Raw genomic sequence first — 20,965 nt, 5'->3', positions numbered from 1 at the left:
GGAATCGGCATGATCCCGCTCAGCCTCGGCCGGATCGCCGAAATCGTCGGCGGGACGGTCGAGGGTGATGGTGCCGTGACCGTGACCGCGCCAGGCGTGCTCGACAGTCGGCAGGCCAAACCGGGCGGCCTCTTCGTCGCCTTCGCAGGCGAGCACGTCGACGGTCATGACTACGCGCGCCAGGCCGGCCGAGCCGGCGCGGTGGCCGTACTCGGCTCGCGGCCGACGCCGCTCCCCACCGTCGTGGTCGAGGACGCCCGGGCCGCGCTGCAGTCCCTCGCCGCCCACGTCGTGGCCCGGCTGCGCGACAAGCTGACCGTCGTCGGGCTGACCGGTTCGCAGGGCAAGACCAGCACCAAGGACCTGCTGGCGGCGGTGCTTTCACCCACCGCGCCGACGATCGCCACCATCGGCTCGCTCAACAACGAGCTCGGCGTGCCACTCACCATGCTGCGCGCCGACGCCGCCACCCGCTTCCTCGTCCTTGAGATGGGAGCCCGCCGCGTCGGCGACATCGCCGCACTCACCGGCCTGGTCGCACCCGACATCGCCGTCGTACTCAATGTCGGCCAAGCCCACCTCGGCGAGTTCGGCTCACGCGCGGCCATCGCGACGGGCAAAGGCGAGCTGGTACAGGGGCTGGCGCCCGGCGGCACCGCCGTCCTCAACGCCGACGACCCCCGGGTGGTCGCGATGCGCGCGCTCACCGACGGCCCGGTGCTGACCTTCGGCGAGGCGGCCCACGCCGACGTACGGGCGCTCGACCTGGAGCTGGACCGGCTCGGCCGGCCTTCCTTCACGCTACGTACCGCCGGCGCCTCGGCCCCCGTAGCGCTGCCGCTCCTGGGCGCTCACCAGGCGCTCAACGCCTCGGCTGCTGCGGCGGCCGGGCTGGCGGCCGGCGTATGCCTCGACCTGGCCGCGGCGGCGCTGGCCACCACCGCGCTGTCGAAATGGCGCATGGAGCTGCGCACCCTCGCAGGCGGCGCGACCCTGCTCAACGACTCCTACAACGCCAACCCCGACTCGACCCGCGCCGCCCTGGACGCGCTGGCGGCGGTCGCGGGCGGCCGCCGTATCGCCGTACTCGGCGAGATGCTCGAGCTCGGCGAGGAGAGCGAGGCCGGACACCGCGCCGTCGGGGAGTACGCCGCCTCCCGGGCCGACGTGGTGGTCGCGGTCGGCGAGGCCGCCCGGCTGATCGCCGACGGCGCGGGAGAACGGGCGGTGGCACTGGCCGACAACGCCGCGGCCGTCGACTGGCTGCGCGTCCGCCTCGCCGCCGACGACGTGGTGCTCGTCAAAGCCTCCCGCGGGGCGCGCCTCGACGAGGTCGCCGCCGCGCTCGCGTAGCTCGGCGGGACGGAAGCGGACGCTCGACGGCATGGCCAGGACCCGTCTGTTGGCAGGCTGCTGGCAGGTTTCGCAGGCACCGGGACGACTTCCCGCTCGGTCGCATGTGTCCGCAGCACCGGTCGAACCTTCATGATCATCGCGTGCGCCGCCGCATGTAGAGGTCGAAGGCCCGGTAGATCATCGGCCGCAGCGGCAGGTCCCACTCGCCGACGTACCGCACAGCCCGACCGCCGGTGCCGACCTTGAACTGGACCAGCCCGACATGCGGGTCGTCCGCATCGAGGGTAGGGGTGATGCCACGCAGGTCATAGACGTCGCAGCCGGCCGCGAGCGAGTCGCGGATCATCGCCCACTGGCAGGCGTTGGAGCCGCGCACCTCGCGCTTCTCGGTGGCGGAGGCGCCGTAGGAGTACCACGCGTGGACGCCGACGCGGATCAGGACGGCAGCGGCCACCAAATCGCCCTGGTGGCGGGCCAGGTAGAGCCTGATCCGCTCGGAATCCTCGGCCCGCATCTCCGCGAACATGGTCTCGAAGTAGCGCAGCGGCCGGGGCGTGAAGCGGTCGCGCTCGGCGGTGTGGACGTAAAGGTCGTGGAACGCCTTCAGGTCCTCGCCTAGGGTCACCTCGCCGACCGTGACCTCGACCCCCGCCCCGGCCGCCTTCCTGATGTTGCGGCGCCACTGCTGATTCATGCCCCTGAGTACGTCGTCCTCGGTCCTGCCCGTCAGCGGAATCTCGTACTTGAACTGCGGATGCCCGACCCCGAAGCCGTCCTCGGGACTCTGCGGAAGCCAGCCGGCCCCGCTGAGCCGGCCGGTCACCCGGGCGCCGACCGGGTCGCCCCACTGTCCCGGCAGGTCGGTCAGCCGCCGGATGTCCGGTCCCGCGATGCCCTCCTTGACCTGGGCGGCGCTCCAGGTGTCCGTCACCACCGGCGGGCCGAGCCGGATCGCGAACGCCCCGTGCTCCTTGAGATACGCCGCCAGCGGGTCGAGCCACGCACCGATCTCACCGCTCCAGTCGATGACCGGTCCCTCGGGCAGATACGCCAGCGTGAAGCGGTCGAGCCGCGGCACTGGCCGGTGCATGACGAGTCCGGCGCCGACCAGGCGCCGGCCGTCGAACCAGCCGAGGGACTCGCTGCGCCACTCGGTCTTGACACGGCCCCACGCCGGAGTCTGCAGAAAGCTGACCGACCGCTGGGCCCGCACGAACGCCAAATGCTCGGCGGCGCTGATCGGCCTGACGACCGGATTCCCGGCTGCTCGTACTGGTTCGCTGTAGGACATGCCGCGAGTCAAGGCGGCGGAGTGTTGCCTGCGCGTATGCACATCTCGATACGCGGACGATATGTGCCGACTCATAGTCTTGAGAACATGCGTGTCTTGATCGTCGAGGACGAGCCCTACATGGCAGAAGCCATCCGCGATGGCCTGCGCCTGGAAGCGATCGCGGCCGACATCGCCGGTGACGGCGACACCGCTCTGGAACTACTGAACATCAACACCTACGACATCGCGGTCCTCGACCGCGACATTCCCGGCCCCTCCGGCGACGAGGTCGCCAAACGCATCGTCGCCTCCGGCAGCGGCATGCCCGTCCTCATGCTCACCGCCGCCGACCGTCTCGACGACAAGGCATCCGGGTTCGAACTCGGCGCCGACGACTACCTCACGAAACCCTTCGAACTCCTGGAGCTCGTGCTCAGACTCAGGGCCCTCGATCGCAGGCGCGCCCACAACCGGCCGCCGGTGCGAGAGATCGCGGGCCTGCGCCTCGATCCGTTCCGCCGCGAGGTGTACCGCGACGACCGCTACATTGCGCTGACCCGCAAACAGTTCGCGGTCCTTGAAGTCCTCGTCGCCGCAGAAGGCGGTGTCGTCAGCGCCGAAGAGCTCTTGGAGCGGGCGTGGGACGAGAACGCCGACCCGTTCACCAACGCCGTACGCATCACGGTCTCCGCCCTGCGCAAACGCCTCGGCGAACCCTGGCTCATCGCGACCGTGCCCGGCGTCGGCTACCGCATCGACACAGCACCCGCCCCCGGGCATGGGGGCGGTGGCCGTGGATAGGCGGCCCGGCCTGAGCGTCCGCCTCAAACTCACCCTCAGCTACGCCGGATTCCTCATGCTCGCGGGAGCCTTGCTGCTCGTCGCCGTGGGAGTGTTCCTCCTGCGATCGGGGTGGTTGCAGACCAACGAACAGGGGGCGCTGCGAGAAAATCCGGCCACCCTCTTCCTGCGCGCTTTCGCCCCGACGGCAGCCACGGCAATGGTGTTCCTCCTGGTATTCGGCCTCCTGGGCGGCTGGATCCTCGCCGGACGCATGCTCGCCCCCCTGGACCGGATCACCCACGCCACCCGCACAGCCACGGCCGGATCACTGGGCCACCGGATCCGTCTGCCGGGCCGCAAGGACGAGTTCCGCGAACTCGCCGACGCCTTCGACATGATGCTCGCCCAGCTCGAAGCACACGTCGCGGAACAGCAGAGATTCGCCGCCAACGCCTCGCACGAGCTGCGTACTCCGCTGGCGATCTCGAAGACACTCATCGACGTCGCCCGCGCCGATCCGAACCACGACACCGGCGAACTCGTCGACCGCCTCCACACCATCAACACCCGGGCCATCGACCTCACCGAGGCGCTGCTCCTGCTCAGCCGCGCCAACCAGTGGTCCTTCACCCGAGAACACGTCGACCTGTCACTCGTCGCAGAGGAAGCAGCCGAAACGCTCCACCCTCTCGCGGAAAAGCACGGTGTCACCCTCGAGACCAGCGGCGACATCGCCCCCACGAGCGGTTCGCCCGCGCTCCTGCTGCAGCTCACCACGAACCTCGTCCACAACGCGATCGTCCACAACGTGCCGCAACAGGGCACCGTCCGGGTCCACACCGGCGTCCGCCCCAAGACCGTGGTGCTCACCGTGGAGAACACCGGCGAGCAGCTCACTCCCCAGCTGGTCGCGACCCTCACCGAACCCTTCCGGCGCGGCACCGAGCGCATTCACACCGACCAGGCGGGCGTCGGCCTGGGCCTGGCCATCGTAAAGACCATCACCGAGGCACACGACGGAACCCTCACGCTCACCCCACGCCCTGCCGGCGGGCTCCGCATCACCGTGGAATTGCCCGCGTCATCAGGAGCGTGAGCCCCGAGCCGTACAGGTGTCAGTGACGGGCCTGCCGGACACGGACCGGAGCCAGGCGCAGGCTTGGCGGCTCAGATACGCGAGGAACGCGGTGGCAACCCGCTGGGCGCGGTGAGTCGCGCGAGCGCGGTCATCTCCGCTTCGGGGTCCGCCACGGGCTGGATCACGAGCTCGTCGACCCCTGCCTTCTCCAATGCGTCGATCTTCTGTCCGATCTCGTCCCTGGTGCCGACCAGACCGAACTTGTCCACCAGTGACGGCACGACGAGATCGCGGTCCTCGGTGGACAGCCGGCCGAGGTAGTTGCGGTAGAGCGTGTGGTGGCGGCCGGGGTCGGTGGCGGTGGTGCCGCGCAGGCGGAGGAGGCGGTCGACGGCCGCGGACTCCTCGGGGGGCAGGGCCGCGCGGAAGGCCGGGTTCTCCACCGCGAGGATCAGCGCGCTCACCGCGATGTGCCCCATCGCGTCCTTGACGGCATCGCCGTACCGGTCCTCGCCGTCGGCGAGAAGGTACAGGGAGGAGATGAGGTACGACTGCGTCTTCTCGCTGTTGCCCGCATTGCCTGCGGTGCCTCCGTTGTCAGCGTTGTCAGCGTTGTCAGCGTTGTCAGCGTTGTCCGTGGCCTGTGCCGCCGCCCTGCGTGCCTGGACGAGCGCGGACCAGGCCGCGGGGGCGTGCAGCGCGAAGGAGATCATTCCGGTGTTCAGGCGGCCGGCGACGGCGGCGACTTTCGGGCCGAACGCCGCCACGACGAACTCCACCGGGTCCTCGGTGTTGACGTGGCCGCCGGTGTGCAGGAAGCACACCCTGCTGGTCCGGTCGCCCTCGCGGTGGTCCGTCTCGCGGCCGGCGGTGAGATCTTGCAGGGCGGCCGTGAACGACTCAAGCTCCACCGTTTTCGTGGGGCGCATGCCCAGCGTGCGGCGTGCGGTGTTGCCGGTGCCGACGCCGCAGATGACGCGGCCGGGAGCGAGGGCGTTGAGGCTGCCGAGCGCCGCCGCCGCGGCGGGCGCGGAGCGCAGTGCCGGTGAGGTGACCCCGATGCCGAGCCTGATCCGACTGGTGGACCTGGCGCAGAGAGCGAGGGCGACGAACGGATCACCATGGACCATCGGCGTGTCGTACACCCAGAAGCTGCTGAAGCCGAGTTCCTCCGCGCGTGCGGCCAGGTGCTCCAGACCCGGGCGCGCAGCCATGACGATGCCTGTCCGCATGCTGATCCCTCTCGCCGCCGGGTTACATGGCTGAACGACTCACGTTGCGGTTCTCCCGGTGGTGGCTGTGCGTGCGCCGTTGTCGGTGACGGCACGCCGGCCCGGCCCGGGCCTCTCGGTGCGCCAATCCAAGCGCTCGGCTCCACCGACTGCAATGGGAGCGCTGCCAGGGAACGAACGCGAGTGAGGGCTTCGCCGCTGCAAGCAACCGTCAGCGCGGCGCGGGGGCACGGGAATTGGGGCGGCGGCCATGGATGTGCCCCCGACTCGCGCGTGCAGGGATGCCGCGGCCCGGGGTGCGGTCGGCCACCACCGGTCGGCGGCTATCGGTCGGCCACAACCGGTCGAACTGCGCCGCTTCTCACGGCAATTGCGGCACCCGGAACCCGCGCCGGTACTCGCTCGGCGTCGTGTTCAGGCGGCGGCGGAACGCCCGCACCAACGTGTCCACGGTGCCGAAACCACAGTCGGACGCGATCCGTTCGAGCGTGGCGTCCGAGGACTCCAGGCTGTGGCGTGCCTTTTCCACCCGCACCGATTCGATGTACGCGTGCGGGGTCACGCCCAGTTCGGTCTTGAACAGGCGCGTCAGGTGCCGGTCGCTGACATGCGCGTACTCGGCGAGACCGGCGACGGTCAGCGGTTCGGCGATGTGGCGCAGGATGTGGTGACGCAGGTCCTCGATGCGCCGGGTCGTGGACACCTGGGTCAGCGGGACGCTGAACTGGCTCTGCCCGCTGGGGCGTTTGAGGTACATCACCAGCTGGCGGGCCACCCTCAGCGCGACTGCCTCGCCGAGATCGTCGGCGATGAGCGCCAGCGAGAGGTCGAGGCAGGCGCTGATGCCGGCTCCGGTCCACACGTTGTCCTCGCGGATGAAGATCGGGTCGGCGTCGACCCGGACCGCCGGGTGATCGGCGGCCAACTGCTGCGCGGTCGACCAGTGCGTGGTCGCCCGCTTGCCGTCCAACAAGCCCGCCGCGGCGAGCAGATGGGCGCCCACGCACACAGAGGTGATCCGGTGCGAGCGCCCCGCGAGGATCTTCACCCACTCGACGAGCCGGGGATCCACGAGCGGGTGCACGCGGCCTTCCCCGTCCACCTCCACCGCGCCGGGGACCAGCAGGGTGTCGATGCTGCGGTCTGCGGCTTCCTCGAAGGTGAGGTCGGGCAGGATGCGCACGCCCGCCCCCGTGGTGACCGGGTCCATGGTCGCGGCGGCGAGCACGACCTCGTAGCCCGCCGCCTCGTCGGTCTCGCGCAGCGCGAGCGAGAACACCTCGGGGGGCCCGGTGACGTCGAGCAGGTCGACGCCGTCGAAGAGAACGATGGCGATGAGCCGTCTGGCGGCGGTGTCCGGCACGGATCTCCCCGGTCAGCTGGGCGATGGGCGACACGCATGTCTGAATCTGCAGGTTACACGTCATTGCCGACCTCCCGGCCCCGTCATAGCGTGATCGATGCAGCTCGACGGAACACCGCGAACTGCACATCCTACGTACCTCTACGCATCTGCACTTACCTCTGCGTATAGCTGCGCATCTATGAAGGCGGTTTCCCATGTCCAGAACGACGCTGCGCGAACTCAACGGCTTCGACCAGACGGCCGCGAAGCTGTCCGACGCGACGCTGATCCTGATCGACTTCCAGAACACCTACACCCAGGGCGTCATGGAGCTCGACGGCTGGGAGCAGTCCCTCGACGCCGCCGCTCGGCTGCTGGCACGGGCCCGCGCGGCCGGTACCGGCATCGTGCACGTCATCAACGACGGCGGCGAAGGCACCCCGTACGACATCCGCGCCGAGATCGGCAGCATCCACCCTAAGGTCGCGCCCCATGACGGTGAGCCGGTCGTCGTCAAGCAGGCGCCGAACGCTTTCGTCGGCACCGACCTCGACACGCACCTCAAGGAGGGCCAGGACGTCGTCATCGTCGGCTGGATGACCCACATGTGCGTGGCGTTCACCGCGCAGGGCGCCTTTCTGAACGGCAACCGCCCCACCGTCGTCGCCGAAGCCACCGCGACCCGCTCGCTCCCGGTCACCGGCACCGACCTCGACGCACGCCAGGTGCACCACAGCGCCCTGGCCACCATCGCCGACCTGTACGGAGTCGTGGTTCCCACGCAGAAGGAGATCGTCTGATGCGGACCAAGCTGCTCCGTCCGGCCGCCGCCCTGGGCGCCGCCGCCGTGCTCGCCGCCACGCTCACCGCGTGCGGCGGAAGCTCCGAGGCCGCCACGCGCACCGACAGCCGCGACCAGCGCCACGAGAAGAACCACGGGAAGAGCCACGAGAAGAACCACGAGAAGAACCACGCCAAGGACACCACGACGCTGCGCCAGTTGATGAAGCTGGACGAGACACCCGCGAAGCTGTCCGACGCGACACTGGTCCTCGTCGACTACCAGAACGTCTACACCCACGGCACGATGGAGCTCACGGACTGGCGCGACGCGGTCAAGAACACCGAGGCCCTCCTGGAACGTGCCCGCAAGGCCCACACGCCTGTCATCCACATCGTGGAGAAGGGTTACGACCTCAAGTCGCGGGCGGGCCAGATCATTCCGGCCCTCGAGCCGGCCGAGGGAGAGACCGTCGTCGAGAAGGCGGTCCCCAATGGCTTCCACGACACCGACCTCGCCGCCGAGCTCAAGAAGACCGGCCGCAAGAACGTCATCATCTCCGGCTTCATGACCCACATGTGCACCCTCTTCACCGCCGAGGGCGCCGTCTACAACGGCTACAACCCGACCGTGGTCGGCGACGCCTCGGCGACCCGCCCGCTCCCGGTCAACGGCAATCCGCGGGGCATCCCCGCCCGGCAGGTGCACGAGAGCGCCCTCGCGACGATCCAGGACCGATTCGGCGTCGTGGTCCCCAAGCAGCGCGACCTCAAGTAGCCCGCGTGCACTTCGGCCGTCTTCACTCCCTTGACCTGCGTGAAGCAAGTCACTATTTTGCGATGACACCGACCCGCGCCGCGGCACGGACCCACGGCATCGACCCACGGCACCGAAAGGAGGCGGCCAGCAGATGTGCGCCAGCTCTGATCTCGGTCGCCTCGCCCAGTGCACCGCCTGGGTCCCGGGTCGGATCGCGCACGGCTGCTGAGCACGCCGTCCTGATGTGCCCCTCCGCGGCACGTTCCGGTTTTCTCCTCTTTCTTTTCACCACGTTTCGGCACGTCGCTGTCCCGTGCCTGCCCGCGCCCGCTGCTCTCGCGAGGCGCGTCTGAACACAGAAAGCTGCCTGAAATTGGCGAACACGACATCGACCGATCACGCGCCGGAACGGCTGTCCGGTGTGACAGAGGCACGGATCACGGTCAACGGGCAAGAGACACCGCTCTCGCCGGCCACACCCCACACCACAGCGCTGGACTTCCTGCGCGAGCGCGGCCTCACCGGCACCAAGGAGGGCTGCGCCGAGGGCGAGTGCGGCGCCTGCTCGGTCATGGTGGCCAGGCCAGGAGTGAACAAGCCCACCGACTGGGTCGCGGTCAACGCGTGCCTGGTGCCGGCCGCCGCACTCGACGGCCAGGAGATCATCACCTCCGAGGGTCTCGCCACGGCCGGTGAGCCCGGCACGATGCCCTCCCTACACCCCGTACAGGAGGAGATGGCGGTCCGGGGCGGCTCCCAGTGCGGCTACTGCACACCGGGGTTCGTCTGCAGCATGGCCGCGGAGTACTACCGCCCGGGCCGCTGCGAGCCCCCCGCAGACAGCCCAGACAGCCCAGACAGCGCAGACAGCCCAGACAGCGCAGACAGCGCAGACAGCGCAGACAGCGCCGGAACAAACGGTGGCGCGGCAGCCGGCCAGCGCGCGGAGACGGACGCGAGCGCCGACCCCGAGCACGGGCCGAACGGCTTCGACCTGCACGCCCTGAGCGGAAACCTGTGCCGCTGCACCGGCTACCGCCCCATCCGCGACGCCGCGTTCGCCGTCGGCGCGCCCACCGAGGACGACCCGCTGGCCCAACGCCGCGAACAGGCCCCGCCCGTACCGGTCGCCACCGAGTACACCAAGGACGGGTCCACGTTCCTGCGCAAGCACACCCTCAGCGAGACGTTGCAGCTGCTGCGCGAGCGGCCCGATGCCGTCGTGGTCGCCGGTTCCACCGACTGGGGCGTCGAGGTCAACATCCGTTCCCGCCGGGCCGATTGCGTGGTCGCCGTCGACCGGCTGCCCGAACTGCGGGAGCTGCGCGTCGAGTCCGGCCACATCGAGATCGGGGCGGCGCTGACGCTCACGGAGATCGAGCGCCGCCTGGGCACAGGCATGCCGGACGTGCCGGGCATCCCCCTGCTCGCCGACCTCTTCCCGCAGTTCGCATCCCGGCTCATCCGCAACGGCGCCACCCTCGGCGGCAACCTGGGCACCGGCTCGCCCATCGGCGACAGCCCGCCGGTGCTGCTCGCACTCGACGCGTCGCTGGTGCTCGCCGACGCCGACGGCGAGCGCGTGGTCCCGCTCGCGGACTACTTCACCGGATACCGGCAGAGCGTCCGCCGCCCCGATGAGCTGATACGAGCGGTCCGCATCCCCCTGCCGCTGTCGCCGGTCACGGCCTTCCACAAGATCGCCAAGCGGCGTTTCGACGACATCTCCAGCGTTGCGGTCGCCTTCGCGCTCGACATTGAGGACGGGATCGTACGCAAGGCGCGCATCGGCCTGGGCGGCGTGGCAGCGACACCCATCCGCTCCCTCGCCACCGAGGCGGCCCTGGAGGGCGAACCGTGGTCGGCGGAGACCGTCGAGGCCGCGGCCCGGGTGCTGCGAGGGGAGGGCACCCCGATGAGCGACCACCGGGCAAGCGCCCTCTACCGTTCCGCGATGCTCGGCCAGAGCCTGCTCAAGCTGCACGCACAAACCACCGAGGCGGTCCCCTCATGAGTCACCTGTCCGAGCGTCCCGAAAAGCCCGTGGTCGGCGTCTCCATGCCGCACGAGAGTGCCGTCCAGCACGTCACAGGCTCCGCGCTCTACACCGACGACCTGGTCCAGCGCACCAAGGACGTACTGCACGCGTACCCGGTGCAGGTCATGAAGGCTCGCGGCAGGATCACCGCACTGCGCACCGCGCCCGCGCTCGCCGTGCCCGGCGTGGTCCGCGTGCTGACCGGCGCCGACGTGCCGGGCGTCAACGACGCGGGCATGAAGCACGACGAGCCCCTCTTCCCCGACGAGGTCATGTTCCACGGCCACGCGGTCGCCTGGGTGCTCGGCGAGACCCTCGAAGCAGCCCGTCTCGGCGCGGCGGCCGTCGAGGTGGACCTGGAGGAACTGCCCTCCCTGGTCACCCTCCAGGAAGCGATCGAGGCCGGCAGCTACCACGGCGCCCGGCCCCTGATGGAGACCGGCGACATCGACGCGGGCTTCGCCGACTCCGCACACGTACTCAGCGGAGAGTTCCAGTTCGCCGGACAGGAGCACTTCTACCTCGAGACACACGCGGCGCTGGCCCAGATCGACGAGAACGGGCAGGTGTTCATCCAGAGCAGCACCCAGCACCCGTCGGAGACGCAGGAGATCGTCTCGCACGTGCTCGGCGTGCCGGCTCACGAGGTGACCGTGCAGTGCCTGCGGATGGGCGGCGGCTTCGGCGGCAAGGAGATGCAGCCGCACGGGTTCGCCGCCGTCGCCGCGCTCGGCGCCAAGCTGACCGGCCGCCCGGTCCGCTTCCGGCTCAACCGGACCCAGGACCTGACCATGTCCGGCAAGCGGCACGGATTCCACGCCACGTGGAAGGTCGGCTTCGACGCGGATGGACGTATCCAGGCCCTGGACGCCACCCTCGTCGCCGACGGCGGCTGGAGCCTGGACCTCTCCGAGCCCGTCCTCGCCCGGGCGCTGTGCCACATCGACAACACGTACTGGATCCCCAACGCGCGGGTAGCCGGCCGTATCGCGAGGACCAACACCGTCTCCAACACGGCCTTCCGCGGCTTCGGCGGCCCTCAGGGCATGCTGGTGATCGAGGACATCCTGGGACGCTGCGCGCCGCTGCTCGGCCTGGACCCCATGGAGCTGCGGGAGCGCAACTTCTACCGGCCCGGCCAGGGCCAGACGACGCCCTACGGCCAGCCCGTCACGCAGGCCGAGCGGATCTCCACCGTCTGGCAGCAGGTGCAGAAGGACGCCGGCATCGCCGACCGCAAGCGTGAGATCGCCGCGTTCAACGCCGCGCACCCGCACACCAAGCGGGCCGTCGCGGTCACCGGCATCAAGTTCGGCATCTCCTTCAACCTCACCGCCTTCAACCAGGGCGGCGCGCTGGTGCTGATCTACAAGGACGGCTCGGTCCTGATCAACCACGGCGGCACCGAGATGGGCCAGGGCCTGCACACCAAGATGATGCAGGTGGCCGCGACCACGCTCGGCATCCCGCTGCACAAGGTACGCCTCGCCCCGACGCGTACCGACAAGGTGCCCAACACCTCCGCCACCGCCGCGAGCGCCGGCGCCGACCTCAACGGCGGGGCGATCAAGAACGCCTGCGAGCAGCTGCGTGAGCGCCTGCTCCAGGTGGCCGCCACCCGGCTGGGCGCGAACGCGTCGGACGTACGCATCGTCGAAGGTGTCGCACGCGCCCTGGGCAGCGACAAGGAGGTGGCCTGGGACGACCTGGTGCGCACCGCGTACTTCCAGCGCGTCCAGCTGTCGGCGGCGGGCTTCTACCGCACCGAGGGCCTGCACTGGGACGCGAAGACGTTCCGGGGCTCGCCGTTTAAGTACTTCGCCCACGGCGCCGCCGCGAGCGAGGTGGAGGTCGACGGCTTCACCGGTGCCTACCGCATCCGGCGCGTCGACATCGTGCACGACGTCGGCGACAGCCTCTCCCCGATGATCGACATCGGCCAGGTCGAAGGCGGATTCGTCCAGGGCGCGGGCTGGCTGACGCTCGAGGACCTGCGCTGGGACACCAGCGACGGCCCCCACCGCGGCCGACTGCAGACCCAGGCAGCAAGCACCTACAAGCTCCCGAGCTTCTCCGAAATGCCGGAGGAATTGAACGTCACGCTGCTCGAGCGTGCCACCGAGGAGGGCGCGGTCTACGGCTCCAAGGCGGTGGGCGAGCCTCCACTGATGCTCGCGTTCTCGGTACGTGAGGCACTGCGGCAGGCCGTCGCGGCATTCGGACCGGGCGGCATCAGCGTCGAGCTGGCCTCGCCGGCGACGCCGGAGGCGGTGTTCTGGGCGATCGAAGAGGCGCGGCGCGCCGCCGTCCGGCACAACGACGCGCCCGACGCACCGTCGGACGACGCTTTCACCGAGCCCGTCGGGGCTGCCGAGCCCGCCGAGCCCACCGAGCCCACCGGGGCCGCCGCGGCCTCGGCGAGGGCCGACGCTGCAGCGGTCAACGGTGCCTGACATGACGTGGATCGCCGCGGTCACGCGGTTGCGGGCACGCCGGGAGTCCGGCGTGCTGGTGACCGTCGCGACCGTGCGCGGTCATGCTCCGCGCGAGGCCGGCGCCAAGCTCGTCGTCGGACACGACGAGACATGGGGCTCGATCGGCGGCGGCAACGTGGAGGCCGTCGCGATCGACCGCGCCCGGGAGATGCTCACCGCGGCCAAGGCGGAGCCGGAACTGATGGACTTCGCCCTGAACGACAAAGTGACCAACCAGCACGGAGTGCAGTGCTGCGGCGGTACGGTCTCGATCCTGCTCGAACCGCTGCCGGTCGTACGGGCGGTGGCGATCTTCGGCGTGGGACACGTCGGACTGGAACTGGCGCGCATCCTGGCCCGCCAGGACCTCGACCTGCATCTGATCGACAGCCGCGCGGACATGCTCACGGACACCCGGCTCAACACGCTGTCGGACGCGGTGGCACAGCTGCACGTGCACCACACACCCCTGCTGCCCGAGGAAATCCTGGAGGACCTGCCGCACGGCACCCACATCCTGATCATGACCCACGACCACGCCGAGGACGCGGCCCTCTGCGACGCGGCCCTGCGCACCACGCACCTCGGCTCCGTGGGGCTGATCGGGTCGGCGGCCAAATGGGCGCGCTTCCGCAAGCGCCTCACCACCGAGGGCGGCCACGACGACCCCGTCATCGACCGGATCAAGACCCCGATCGGCCTGTCCGACATCACCGGCAAGGAGCCCGCGACGATCGCGGTGAGCGTGGCGGCGGATCTGTTGCGAACGTTCGAGAACGAGGGGGAGTAGTCCTGCTACTACACGGCTCCCACGCCGATCGTTTCGGGAACCGGCTCTTGGGCGCCGTCCGGGCGCACCGAGTCAGGTCCCGGTCATGGCGGAACGCCCCGCCTCGGCTTCTGCTGGTGGAGAGCGCGACGCAGCCCCGCCGTCGGACAGGCCCTCCGCGCGATACCGGTACACACACCAGGATGCGACTGCCGCCGTGCCCCGCCCGAGCAGGCCGCTTCGTAGAGGTGCGCGCACCCGCCCGCCACGTCACCCACGCCGCGTCATCGAGCAGCCCCTCCGCGTCCGGCAGACCGAACCGGCCGCGCGGGCAGGCGCGCTGGCTCGTAGGGCGGCCTCGACCGTCATGTCGTGGGCACGGTGGCCCGGGGGTCTTCCTGCGGCGCCTCGGAAGCCGAGGCGAGTCGCTGCTGCATGCGCAGGTGACGGAACTCGTAGTGAGCGCCGGACTGCCGTAGCACTCCCCGGCGGTGCGCTTCGTCGAGGAACGTCATGATCCGCCAGGGCAGCCGCCCCGTCAGAGCCAACCAGACACGGGCAACCGCCAGTTGCCCCCAAGCGGTGAGGGCGAGCGCGGCGGTGCCCATCGGCACCCACATCTGCGCCGCGACATGGTCGAGCCCACCCTGTGACGCGAACACCCAGGCCAGGACGGCACACACCCCGCCCGTCGTGACCGCCACAACTCCGGACCGGGACAGCGACGCCATGCGGTCCGTGCGCAGGGTGACCTGTGGATTGGCCGCCCGGATGAGATCGGAGGGAGTGCTGAGCGCCCGGTAGAGACCCGAGGCGGGGCCACCGATCAGCGCGATCAGGACTCCGCCCATGGCACCGGGGAGCAGGAACCGATCGACCGGGTGCCGGGCGGCGCTCTGAGCGAGCCAGGTCCGGGACTGCTCGGGCAGCTCCGGCAGCATGTTCACCGCATCGGCCGCGGTACTGCCGTCGACGAGAATGCGCAGGTCGCCCTCGGCAACGCGGAAGGTCACCGGTGTGTCGGACGACTCGCACTTCTGGCCGCAGCTCGGCGGACGGCTGCCGTGAGGATAGGCCGTGGGCCGGGCGCCCTCGTGTGGGTACACCAGGATGACAGCGATCTCCGTCGAGGACTCGACGGTGCGGACGCCGTCAGGTGTTTCCTGGTGCGACCACTTCCCAAGCCGCCTGCCGTCCAGGTCGGGCGCCCTCGAAGTCTCCACCGCGGAGAACGCGCAGGCGACGGCGCCCACCGTCCCGCCCGCCGCCACTCCGACGAGCAGGCACACAGCCCAGCCGTGCAGCAGCCCGGTCATGAAACGCCGGGTGATACGGCCCTCACCGGCAGGGGAAACGCCCGTCCGTACGCCTTGCCGCCCCGATGCCGCCCACAGGCACAGGGCCGCCGCGAAGCACAGGGCGCCGGCCACCTTCGGCCACGTGCCGAGGCCCTGCCCGAGCAGCCACGGCTTCACGACGACGAGCCCCGTCAGGGCGAGAAGGCCACTCCCGGCCTGTGCCGCGAGCCGACCGGTCGGGCTGCCCGCCCAAGGCAGTCCGAGTGGCACCGCGTGGCGGGCCAGCCCCGCGACCCCGAAGTACAAGGCGATCAGCACGCCGAAGACCGCACCGCCGAACAACTCGGCCGCCCAGCCGTCCGTGACCGTCCCGAACTGCAGCCCGAACTGCACGGAGCCACCCGTGAGGCCGTACCCGAGGGTGGCCGCGGCGGCCGTCGCCATGCAGACCGTGAGCTGCCGGATCACGGCCGTACGCCCTTCGCGCCGCGTCGCCGACACGGGCAGGAGCAGGGCCAGCCCGCCGGCGAATCCGACCAGGTTGCCGACCAGATTGGCTGCCAGCGACGGCCGGTCGTCGAAGACGAAGACGTCGCCTCCGACGCTGGAGAGCAGGATGGGGACGGCCAGGACGAACGTGAGCGTCTGCGCGAGCAGGGCGGGCGCCGCCAGCCGCAGCACCCGCGGCACCCATAGATACAGCTCCCACCAGGCGAGCCGCTTGGACTCCCGCCGCTCCAACTCCACGGCCAGCCAGGCCAGCCAGCGCCTGGCATCCGCCGCGCGCCACCGTGAGTCGACACCTCCGTCGGCGAACGCGGCCGGTACGAACGCGTCGAGGAGGTGCTTCTCGATCCCGGCCACCGTCCCGAAACGAGGGTCGTCAAGGAGCTCTTGGGGGTCGCGGGACGCATCGCCGTACACCGTGCGGGCCAGGGCCACCATGAGCGGGTTGGCCAGAATCTGCAGGAGCGCGTCGGCTGCCGGGGCGCGCGAGTCCTCCTGCAAGGATTCCAGCACCGGGGACCACACCGTCGTACGGCGACCGGAGGGGCCGCGTAACGGACGCGCGGTGCGCTCCAGATATGACGTCGCCTCGCCGAACTCCAGCGGCAGCAGCTCGAGAACCTCCGCCCCTGTGAGCACGTCGCTGCACGCGACCGTGGAGCGCCAGGCCGTGGTCCGCGAGGTGACGAGCACCGGCATGCCGTCGTCCAACTCGGCGTTGAGCCTGCGCATCGCGGTGCCGTACAACGCCGGGGGCAGTTCGTCGAAGCCGTCGAGGACAGGCGCGATCAGCCCGGCGTCGAGCAGCGCCCCGGCCAATGAGGTGCCGTCGGTGGTGGCCGCCAGCGGCCGGTACTCCGCCATGAGCCGCTCGAGGAGCCAGGTACGCAGCGGAGTGGTGCCCGGGTCCCAGGTCGCGAGGGGGAAGATCACGGGCACCGCCGTGCCGGACGTGCGGTTCTTCAGAAGATCGAGCGTGCAGCACACGGCAAGCACACTCTTGCCCGAACCAGGGCTTCCGAGCACGACCATGCGCCTGGACGGCACCTCCTCGAAGGCCGTGGCGATCGACGCCAGACAGTTGTCGCCGGGCCAGGGCTCCGGCACCGGGCGACCACGCCGGATGTTCCGGGTGTCGTCCGCGAGCAGCCTGTCGGCCCACCGCCAGCGGACGTTCAGCGGCTTCGGGTCCTGCAGCCTTCGCAGCCGCGCCTCCTGCGCCCACTGGACCCGTACCGCCTCGGCGAGCGCATCAGCGGTCTGCCGCAGCACGGCGCCGGGTTCCGGGGGTGGGTCCGTGCGACGCAGGATGTCCACGAGCAGTGCTACGACGGACACCATGACGCCGACCACGGATACGACGAACGCGGGGCCGTCGTACTGCACCTGCTCACCGTGACCTCCGCCGACCCGGCGGAGGGTGAGGGCCAGCACGACCAGCGCCGCACAGCCGACGCCGACCCACAGCCTGCGCCGTGTCCAGACTTCCCGCCCACGCATGCCGTCCCCTCCGTGCCTCTCGCCTCGTCCGGAACTGAGCGTTTCAAGGAAGAAGCACCTGGCGGCGGGTCAGTGCACCTCTACGGAGGGGCGCTTAGTGGTGAACCGGGGGCGTGTACGCCGTGCGCGCCCCGGACGGGGTGTGTGGCCAAGTGGTCGGCTCCGGATAGCCGCTCTCCCCTCTGGTCAAGAACACCGAGCGCACTCTTGACTGGCTGGAACACGGCAACAGTGACGTGAAGGAGCGATGACGTGCGCGCACGGGGCATCAACTACGACACCGGTTTCCTGCCTGGGAAAGAGCTCTCCCGCAAGAACTTCACCCCTGAGACAGTCCGGCACGACATGGCGGTGATCTCCGGGGATCTGCACTGTGACGCCGTCCGTATCTCTGGGAGAGAGCCCGAACGGCTGAGCATTGCTGCCCGACACGCTGCGGGCACCGGACTTGAGGTCTGGTTCGCTCCCTTTCCCGTGGACCTGCCGCCCGACCAGTTACTCCCGTTCTTCGCCGACTGTGCCCGTCGGGCCGAAGCCGTACGGGAGGCCGGCGCCGATGTGGTGTTCGTGGCCGGCTGCGAGATCAGCGCGTTCTGCGGCGGTTTCATCCCGGGCGACACCTACGGCGACCGTCTGCGGGCCATGGCCGCCGCCGACATGGAGTGGTGGTCCTCCCTCGGGCCGGTGCAGGAGCGCATCAACGTGCTCCTCGCCCAGGTCGCCGCGCGTGTCCGCACGCACTTCGGCGGGCGGGTCACGTATGCCTCCGCTCCCTGGGAGTTCGTCGACTGGAGTCCGTTCGACATCGTCGGCATCGACGCCTACCGGGCCGCCTACAACGTCGACAGCCTCCGGGAGGAACTGCGGGCGCACCTCGCCCACGGCAAGCCCGTCGCGGTGACCGAGTACGGAACCTGTGCATACCGGGGCGCGGGAGAGCGCGGCGGCATGGCCTGGCAGGTGCCGCACGGCGCGGTACCGGATGAGGAAGAGCAGGTGCGCTACCTCACCGAGCTGCTGGACATCTTCGAGGCGGAAGGCGTGGACACCGCGCTCTGGTTCACCTTCGCCGGTTACAGCAGGCCCGGCGAGCAGGACCTTGGCTCCTACGGCGTCGTCCGGATGCTCGACGAGACCCGCTGGGAACCGAAGGAGGTATTCCACACGATGGCGGCCAGGTATCGACGGAGCTGAAGCACCAAGCCCCAGCCACTGACTGCACCTGCTCCGCAGCGCCCGATCGGAGCGAGCACCGGCTGCGGGTGCGGGCACAGGTGGTGTTGCATGCCGCACGCGGACGCTCCAACGCGCGCATCGCGAGGGGGACGGGAGTGCACCTGGACACCGTGCGCCGCCGGCGCGGCCGGTTCGCCCAGGCAGGTCCGCCCGGGCGCACGGGCCGTCAACGCCGAGGATGTCCCGCCTCGTTCACACCACTGCAGGCCACCGAAGTCAAGGCCCTGGCCGCCTACGACGTCCACGTCGCGTTCGAACTCCGGCCGTGAGGCACCGGCGCCTGGATGCTGTCGGCGTCCAGGATGGCCTGCACGTTCGCGGGGGAGCCGGTGCTGTGGCCGAGGGATTCGTCCTTGTGGTCGCGGATCGTGGCCGGGGTCCTGGCCACGATCCGCGACCGGTCAGCTGCCTCGGCTGGTCGGGACACGGGCTCCAGTGCCGACAGCGGACCCGGCTTCTGGATCGCCCGGCACACCATCGAGGAGGAGCCCTCGAACCGTGGGCGCAGCTGCCGCGCGGTCAGGTTCGTCCGGTAGTGCACCGCCACAACCAGCTCCCGCTCGGCCGACGAGAGACTTCACTGCCGCATTCGCCACGCTTCAGTGCAAGCCGTCGACGCACTGGCTCATGTTGCGGTAACAGGTCTGTCCTTTGAGGTAGGTCTGGTTTTCGTCGGTCATGTAGACCCAGACCTTGTTGGCCCCACCGACGACATTCGCCGAAAGGTCGAAGCGCACCGGTCCGGATCGGTTGCACCAGGTGCTGCTGCTCTTGAAGTCCAGTGAGGTGCTGCCTGCGAACGCCCGCGCGTAGAACCGCCGACATCCGCTGGCCTTGGCCGTTCCGTCGACGCCGACCGACCGGTTGGTCCAGGTGACCGTGCCCTTGTAGTAGCTCGCCCCGTACTCGATCACGAAGGAGCTGGTGGGGTACTCGGCGACGGCGGCAGTGGCGGTGGCGGGCGTCGTCGCGAAAATCGTCCCCGCGGCAACCGACGCGACTGCGGTCACGGCCGCGCCGGCCTTCCTCGTGCGGCTGTTCCCCTTCGATGTGCCCTTCAGTCTCACCATGACAACCACTCCCAGGTTCTTCGAGTGACGGGTGCACAACCTCACCGTCGTGCGGAGACGATCGCTTCAGATCCGCCTCGGCTCGGGGCAGTGAACGTTGTTCGCCGTTGTTCGGCAGCACGACAGAACCACACGCGGCTCCCGCGCCGGAAAGGATTCGAGCCCGTTCAAATCCATCGCGACGGCTGCTACCGTCGGCTCGGTGCTCACCCTGCGTGTAGACGCCGAAACAGTGTCCAGAACGCGGTTTGCCCCTTCCCCCGCGTCGGAGTCCATGGCGTGGCTGAAACTCACCGCCGCGTCGGGACGGCACCCGGTCTTCGGAGATCCCGGACCGCTCGCCCGCGCGTCACTTGCCCATCCTGACGTGGCCCTCCTCGCGGACCTGTTGCCGCAGAACGGCGACACGTACATCCCTGACCTGCTCACCCCGCAACCAGGGACGGACGCGCAGCGGAGTGAGCTGATCGACGAGCAGATAGCGCGGATCGAGGCCGTGGCGCAGGACGACCTCGAGACCCAGGTCTTCACCTATACCGGGACCCACTGGAACAGGCCGCTGCGGGCCGCGACCCGTCGGATCGCGGAGTCGGGGCGCATGCAGCGACATCTCGCCAACGGCCTCGCCCGGTTCTGGCGGGACGCGCTCTCCGAGGGCTGGCCCGAACTGCGCTCGATCATCGAACAGGACATCGCCCACCGTGCGACAGTCATCGCCGCCCACGGCTTCGGCCAGGCGCTCGGAGCGCTCCACCCCGACCTGGACTGGGCAGGCGACGCGGTCACCCTCGCCAAGCCGTGGGACGGCGAAATCGATGTCACCGGCCGGGACCTGGTCCTCGCCCCCGGCGTGCTCAACTGGCCCGACGTCATCGTCCAGGTCGACACCCCCGGCCAGTTCGTCCTCTACTACCCCGCCCAGCGGATCGGAGCCGAACGGGATCGCAGGTCCGGAAGGATCTCGCAAGTGGTCGGCAACGCCCGAGCGGCCTTGCTGGCGGACCTCGGAACCGCCCGTTCCACCGCGGAACTCGCGACCCGGATCGGATGCACCCCTGGCACCGTCTCCTACCACCTCAGCGCACTGCACCGCGCCCGCCTCGTCACCAAGGTCAGAGACGGGCGCTACGTGCTGTACCGGCGGACCGCGCACGCGGCAGATCTGTTGCAAGAAGCCCGAGGATAGGGCCTGCTTTCGCCCCCCCACGGCGCGGTGCCGTACTGCTCGGGCGTCCCCCTACGTTTCTACAACGCGGCACAGCTCGTGACGGCTCCAGTTCTCGCTGCCTGCGCGAACTCACCCCTGCTGCTCGGGCGTTTCTGTGGGACGAGACCCGCATCACCCGGTACGAGCAGGCTTTCGGCTCGCCGCCCGTCAGGGGGTGCGCTGCTCCCTCCTGTGGTGGCCGCAACCCCATGGCGGACCGGAGCAGCAAAGCGCGCGCGAGTTGATCAGGCCCCTCCTC

At 70.0% G+C, this 20,965-nt stretch carries 16 protein-coding genes and 1 pseudogene; 11 read left to right on the top strand and 6 right to left on the bottom strand.

All coding sequences use genetic code 11. The features are described 5' to 3' along the window. Window positions 1-9: 9 nt before the first annotated feature. Window positions 10-1,353, top strand: a complete 1,344-nt coding sequence (gene murF / locus AB0N81_RS10505; RefSeq protein WP_365357381.1) for a UDP-N-acetylmuramoyl-tripeptide--D-alanyl-D-alanine ligase — start codon at window positions 10-12, stop codon at window positions 1,351-1,353. 136 nt (window positions 1,354-1,489) lie between these two features. Here murF and AB0N81_RS10500 read toward each other — a convergent pair whose 3' ends face one another. Beyond that, window positions 1,490-2,647 (bottom strand): peptidoglycan bridge formation glycyltransferase FemA/FemB family protein, encoded by a 1,158-nt coding sequence (locus AB0N81_RS10500; protein WP_365357380.1) that lies wholly within the window; start codon window positions 2,645-2,647, stop codon window positions 1,490-1,492. 87 nt (window positions 2,648-2,734) lie between these two features. Between AB0N81_RS10500 and AB0N81_RS10495 the strand changes: the two genes are divergently transcribed. Together AB0N81_RS10495 and AB0N81_RS10490 are read left to right on the top strand one after the other, a co-directional pair. Further along, the gene (locus AB0N81_RS10495; RefSeq protein WP_365357379.1) at window positions 2,735-3,430 is read left to right on the top strand and encodes a response regulator transcription factor; all 696 of its coding nucleotides are present in this window, start codon (window positions 2,735-2,737) and stop codon (window positions 3,428-3,430) included. After that, a complete protein-coding gene (locus AB0N81_RS10490) occupies window positions 3,423-4,508 on the top strand; it encodes a HAMP domain-containing sensor histidine kinase (protein WP_365357378.1) in 1,086 nt (361 codons plus the stop codon). The genes AB0N81_RS10495 and AB0N81_RS10490 overlap by 8 nt, the downstream gene beginning before the upstream one ends. A gap of 71 nt (window positions 4,509-4,579) precedes the next feature. Here the strand turns inward: AB0N81_RS10490 and AB0N81_RS10485 are convergent, their stop codons facing one another. Beyond that, window positions 4,580-5,722, bottom strand: coding sequence for an LLM class flavin-dependent oxidoreductase (locus AB0N81_RS10485; RefSeq protein WP_365357377.1), 1,143 nt, complete (start codon window positions 5,720-5,722; stop codon window positions 4,580-4,582). 361 nt (window positions 5,723-6,083) lie between these two features. Next, on the bottom strand, window positions 6,084-7,085 hold the full coding sequence (locus AB0N81_RS10480; RefSeq protein WP_365357376.1) for a helix-turn-helix domain-containing protein: 1,002 nt from the start codon (window positions 7,083-7,085) through the stop codon (window positions 6,084-6,086). A 197-nt stretch (window positions 7,086-7,282) separates the two neighbouring features. Between AB0N81_RS10480 and AB0N81_RS10475 the strand changes: the two genes are divergently transcribed. From AB0N81_RS10475 to xdhC, 5 genes are all read left to right on the top strand, one after another. Continuing rightward, complete coding sequence (locus AB0N81_RS10475) at window positions 7,283-7,867, top strand: isochorismatase family protein (protein ID WP_365357375.1); 585 nt, start codon at window positions 7,283-7,285, stop codon at window positions 7,865-7,867. Beyond that, a complete protein-coding gene (locus AB0N81_RS10470) occupies window positions 7,867-8,625 on the top strand; it encodes an isochorismatase family protein (protein WP_365357374.1) in 759 nt (252 codons plus the stop codon). The genes AB0N81_RS10475 and AB0N81_RS10470 overlap by 1 nt, the downstream gene beginning before the upstream one ends. A gap of 403 nt (window positions 8,626-9,028) precedes the next feature. After that, entirely contained in the window at window positions 9,029-10,621 is a 1,593-nt protein-coding gene (locus AB0N81_RS10465) for an FAD binding domain-containing protein (protein ID WP_365357500.1), read from the top strand. Beyond that, complete coding sequence (gene xdhB / locus AB0N81_RS10460) at window positions 10,618-13,098, top strand: xanthine dehydrogenase molybdopterin binding subunit (RefSeq protein ID WP_365357373.1); 2,481 nt, start codon at window positions 10,618-10,620, stop codon at window positions 13,096-13,098. The genes AB0N81_RS10465 and xdhB overlap by 4 nt, the downstream gene beginning before the upstream one ends. A 1-nt stretch (window position 13,099) precedes the next feature. Next, a complete protein-coding gene (gene xdhC, locus AB0N81_RS10455; protein WP_365357372.1) occupies window positions 13,100-13,909 on the top strand; it encodes a xanthine dehydrogenase accessory protein XdhC in 810 nt (269 codons plus the stop codon). A gap of 344 nt (window positions 13,910-14,253) precedes the next feature. On the opposite strand, the gene AB0N81_RS10450 is transcribed toward xdhC, so the two are convergent. Further along, on the bottom strand, window positions 14,254-17,193 hold the full coding sequence (locus AB0N81_RS10450; RefSeq protein ID WP_365357371.1) for an NACHT domain-containing protein: 2,940 nt from the start codon (window positions 17,191-17,193) through the stop codon (window positions 14,254-14,256). Between the two features lie 252 nt (window positions 17,194-17,445). On the opposite strand from AB0N81_RS10450, the gene AB0N81_RS10445 reads away from it, so the two are divergent. Then, window positions 17,446-18,387, top strand: coding sequence for a hypothetical protein (locus AB0N81_RS10445; RefSeq protein WP_365357370.1), 942 nt, complete (start codon window positions 17,446-17,448; stop codon window positions 18,385-18,387). 68 nt (window positions 18,388-18,455) lie between these two features. Next, a complete protein-coding gene (locus tag AB0N81_RS10440; protein ID WP_365357369.1) occupies window positions 18,456-18,698 on the top strand; it encodes a helix-turn-helix domain-containing protein in 243 nt (80 codons plus the stop codon). A gap of 116 nt (window positions 18,699-18,814) precedes the next feature. Here AB0N81_RS10440 and AB0N81_RS10435 read toward each other — a convergent pair. Then, a pseudogene (locus AB0N81_RS10435) lies at window positions 18,815-19,006 on the bottom strand (IS5/IS1182 family transposase); the annotation flags it as partial. A 22-nt stretch (window positions 19,007-19,028) separates the two neighbouring features. Continuing rightward, window positions 19,029-19,499 (bottom strand): hypothetical protein, encoded by a 471-nt coding sequence (locus tag AB0N81_RS10430; protein WP_365357368.1) that lies wholly within the window; start codon window positions 19,497-19,499, stop codon window positions 19,029-19,031. A gap of 274 nt (window positions 19,500-19,773) precedes the next feature. Between AB0N81_RS10430 and AB0N81_RS10425 the strand changes: the two genes are divergently transcribed. Then, entirely contained in the window at window positions 19,774-20,685 is a 912-nt protein-coding gene (locus tag AB0N81_RS10425) for a helix-turn-helix domain-containing protein (RefSeq protein WP_365357367.1), read from the top strand. Window positions 20,686-20,965: the final 280 nt, after the last annotated feature.

The sequence above is a fragment of the Streptomyces sp. NPDC093510 genome, assembly GCF_040683555.1.
Taxonomy (GTDB): Bacteria; Actinomycetota; Actinomycetes; order Streptomycetales; family Streptomycetaceae; genus Streptomyces.
The sequence above is the reverse complement of the archived record's forward strand: the minus strand, read 5'-3'. Positions and strand labels throughout refer to the sequence as shown.

Bases quoted from the DNA above. Each gene is read 5' to 3' on its own strand.
- AB0N81_RS10430 (WP_365357368.1), bottom strand. From the start codon at position 19,499: ATGGTGAGACTGAAGGGCACATCGAAGGGGAACAGCCGCACGAGGAAG.
- AB0N81_RS10495 (WP_365357379.1), top strand. From the start codon at position 2,735: ATGCGTGTCTTGATCGTCGAGGACGAGCCCTACATGGCAGAAGCCATC.
- AB0N81_RS10500 (WP_365357380.1), bottom strand. From the start codon at position 2,647: ATGTCCTACAGCGAACCAGTACGAGCAGCCGGGAATCCGGTCGTCAGG.
- AB0N81_RS10470 (WP_365357374.1), top strand. From the start codon at position 7,867: ATGCGGACCAAGCTGCTCCGTCCGGCCGCCGCCCTGGGCGCCGCCGCC.
- AB0N81_RS10475 (WP_365357375.1), top strand. From the start codon at position 7,283: ATGTCCAGAACGACGCTGCGCGAACTCAACGGCTTCGACCAGACGGCC.
- AB0N81_RS10485 (WP_365357377.1), bottom strand. From the start codon at position 5,722: ATGCGGACAGGCATCGTCATGGCTGCGCGCCCGGGTCTGGAGCACCTG.
- murF (WP_365357381.1), top strand. From the start codon at position 10: ATGATCCCGCTCAGCCTCGGCCGGATCGCCGAAATCGTCGGCGGGACG.
- xdhB (WP_365357373.1), top strand. From the start codon at position 10,618: ATGAGTCACCTGTCCGAGCGTCCCGAAAAGCCCGTGGTCGGCGTCTCC.
- AB0N81_RS10425 (WP_365357367.1), top strand. From the start codon at position 19,774: ATGGCGTGGCTGAAACTCACCGCCGCGTCGGGACGGCACCCGGTCTTC.
- xdhC (WP_365357372.1), top strand. From the start codon at position 13,100: ATGACGTGGATCGCCGCGGTCACGCGGTTGCGGGCACGCCGGGAGTCC.
- AB0N81_RS10450 (WP_365357371.1), bottom strand. From the start codon at position 17,193: ATGCGTGGGCGGGAAGTCTGGACACGGCGCAGGCTGTGGGTCGGCGTC.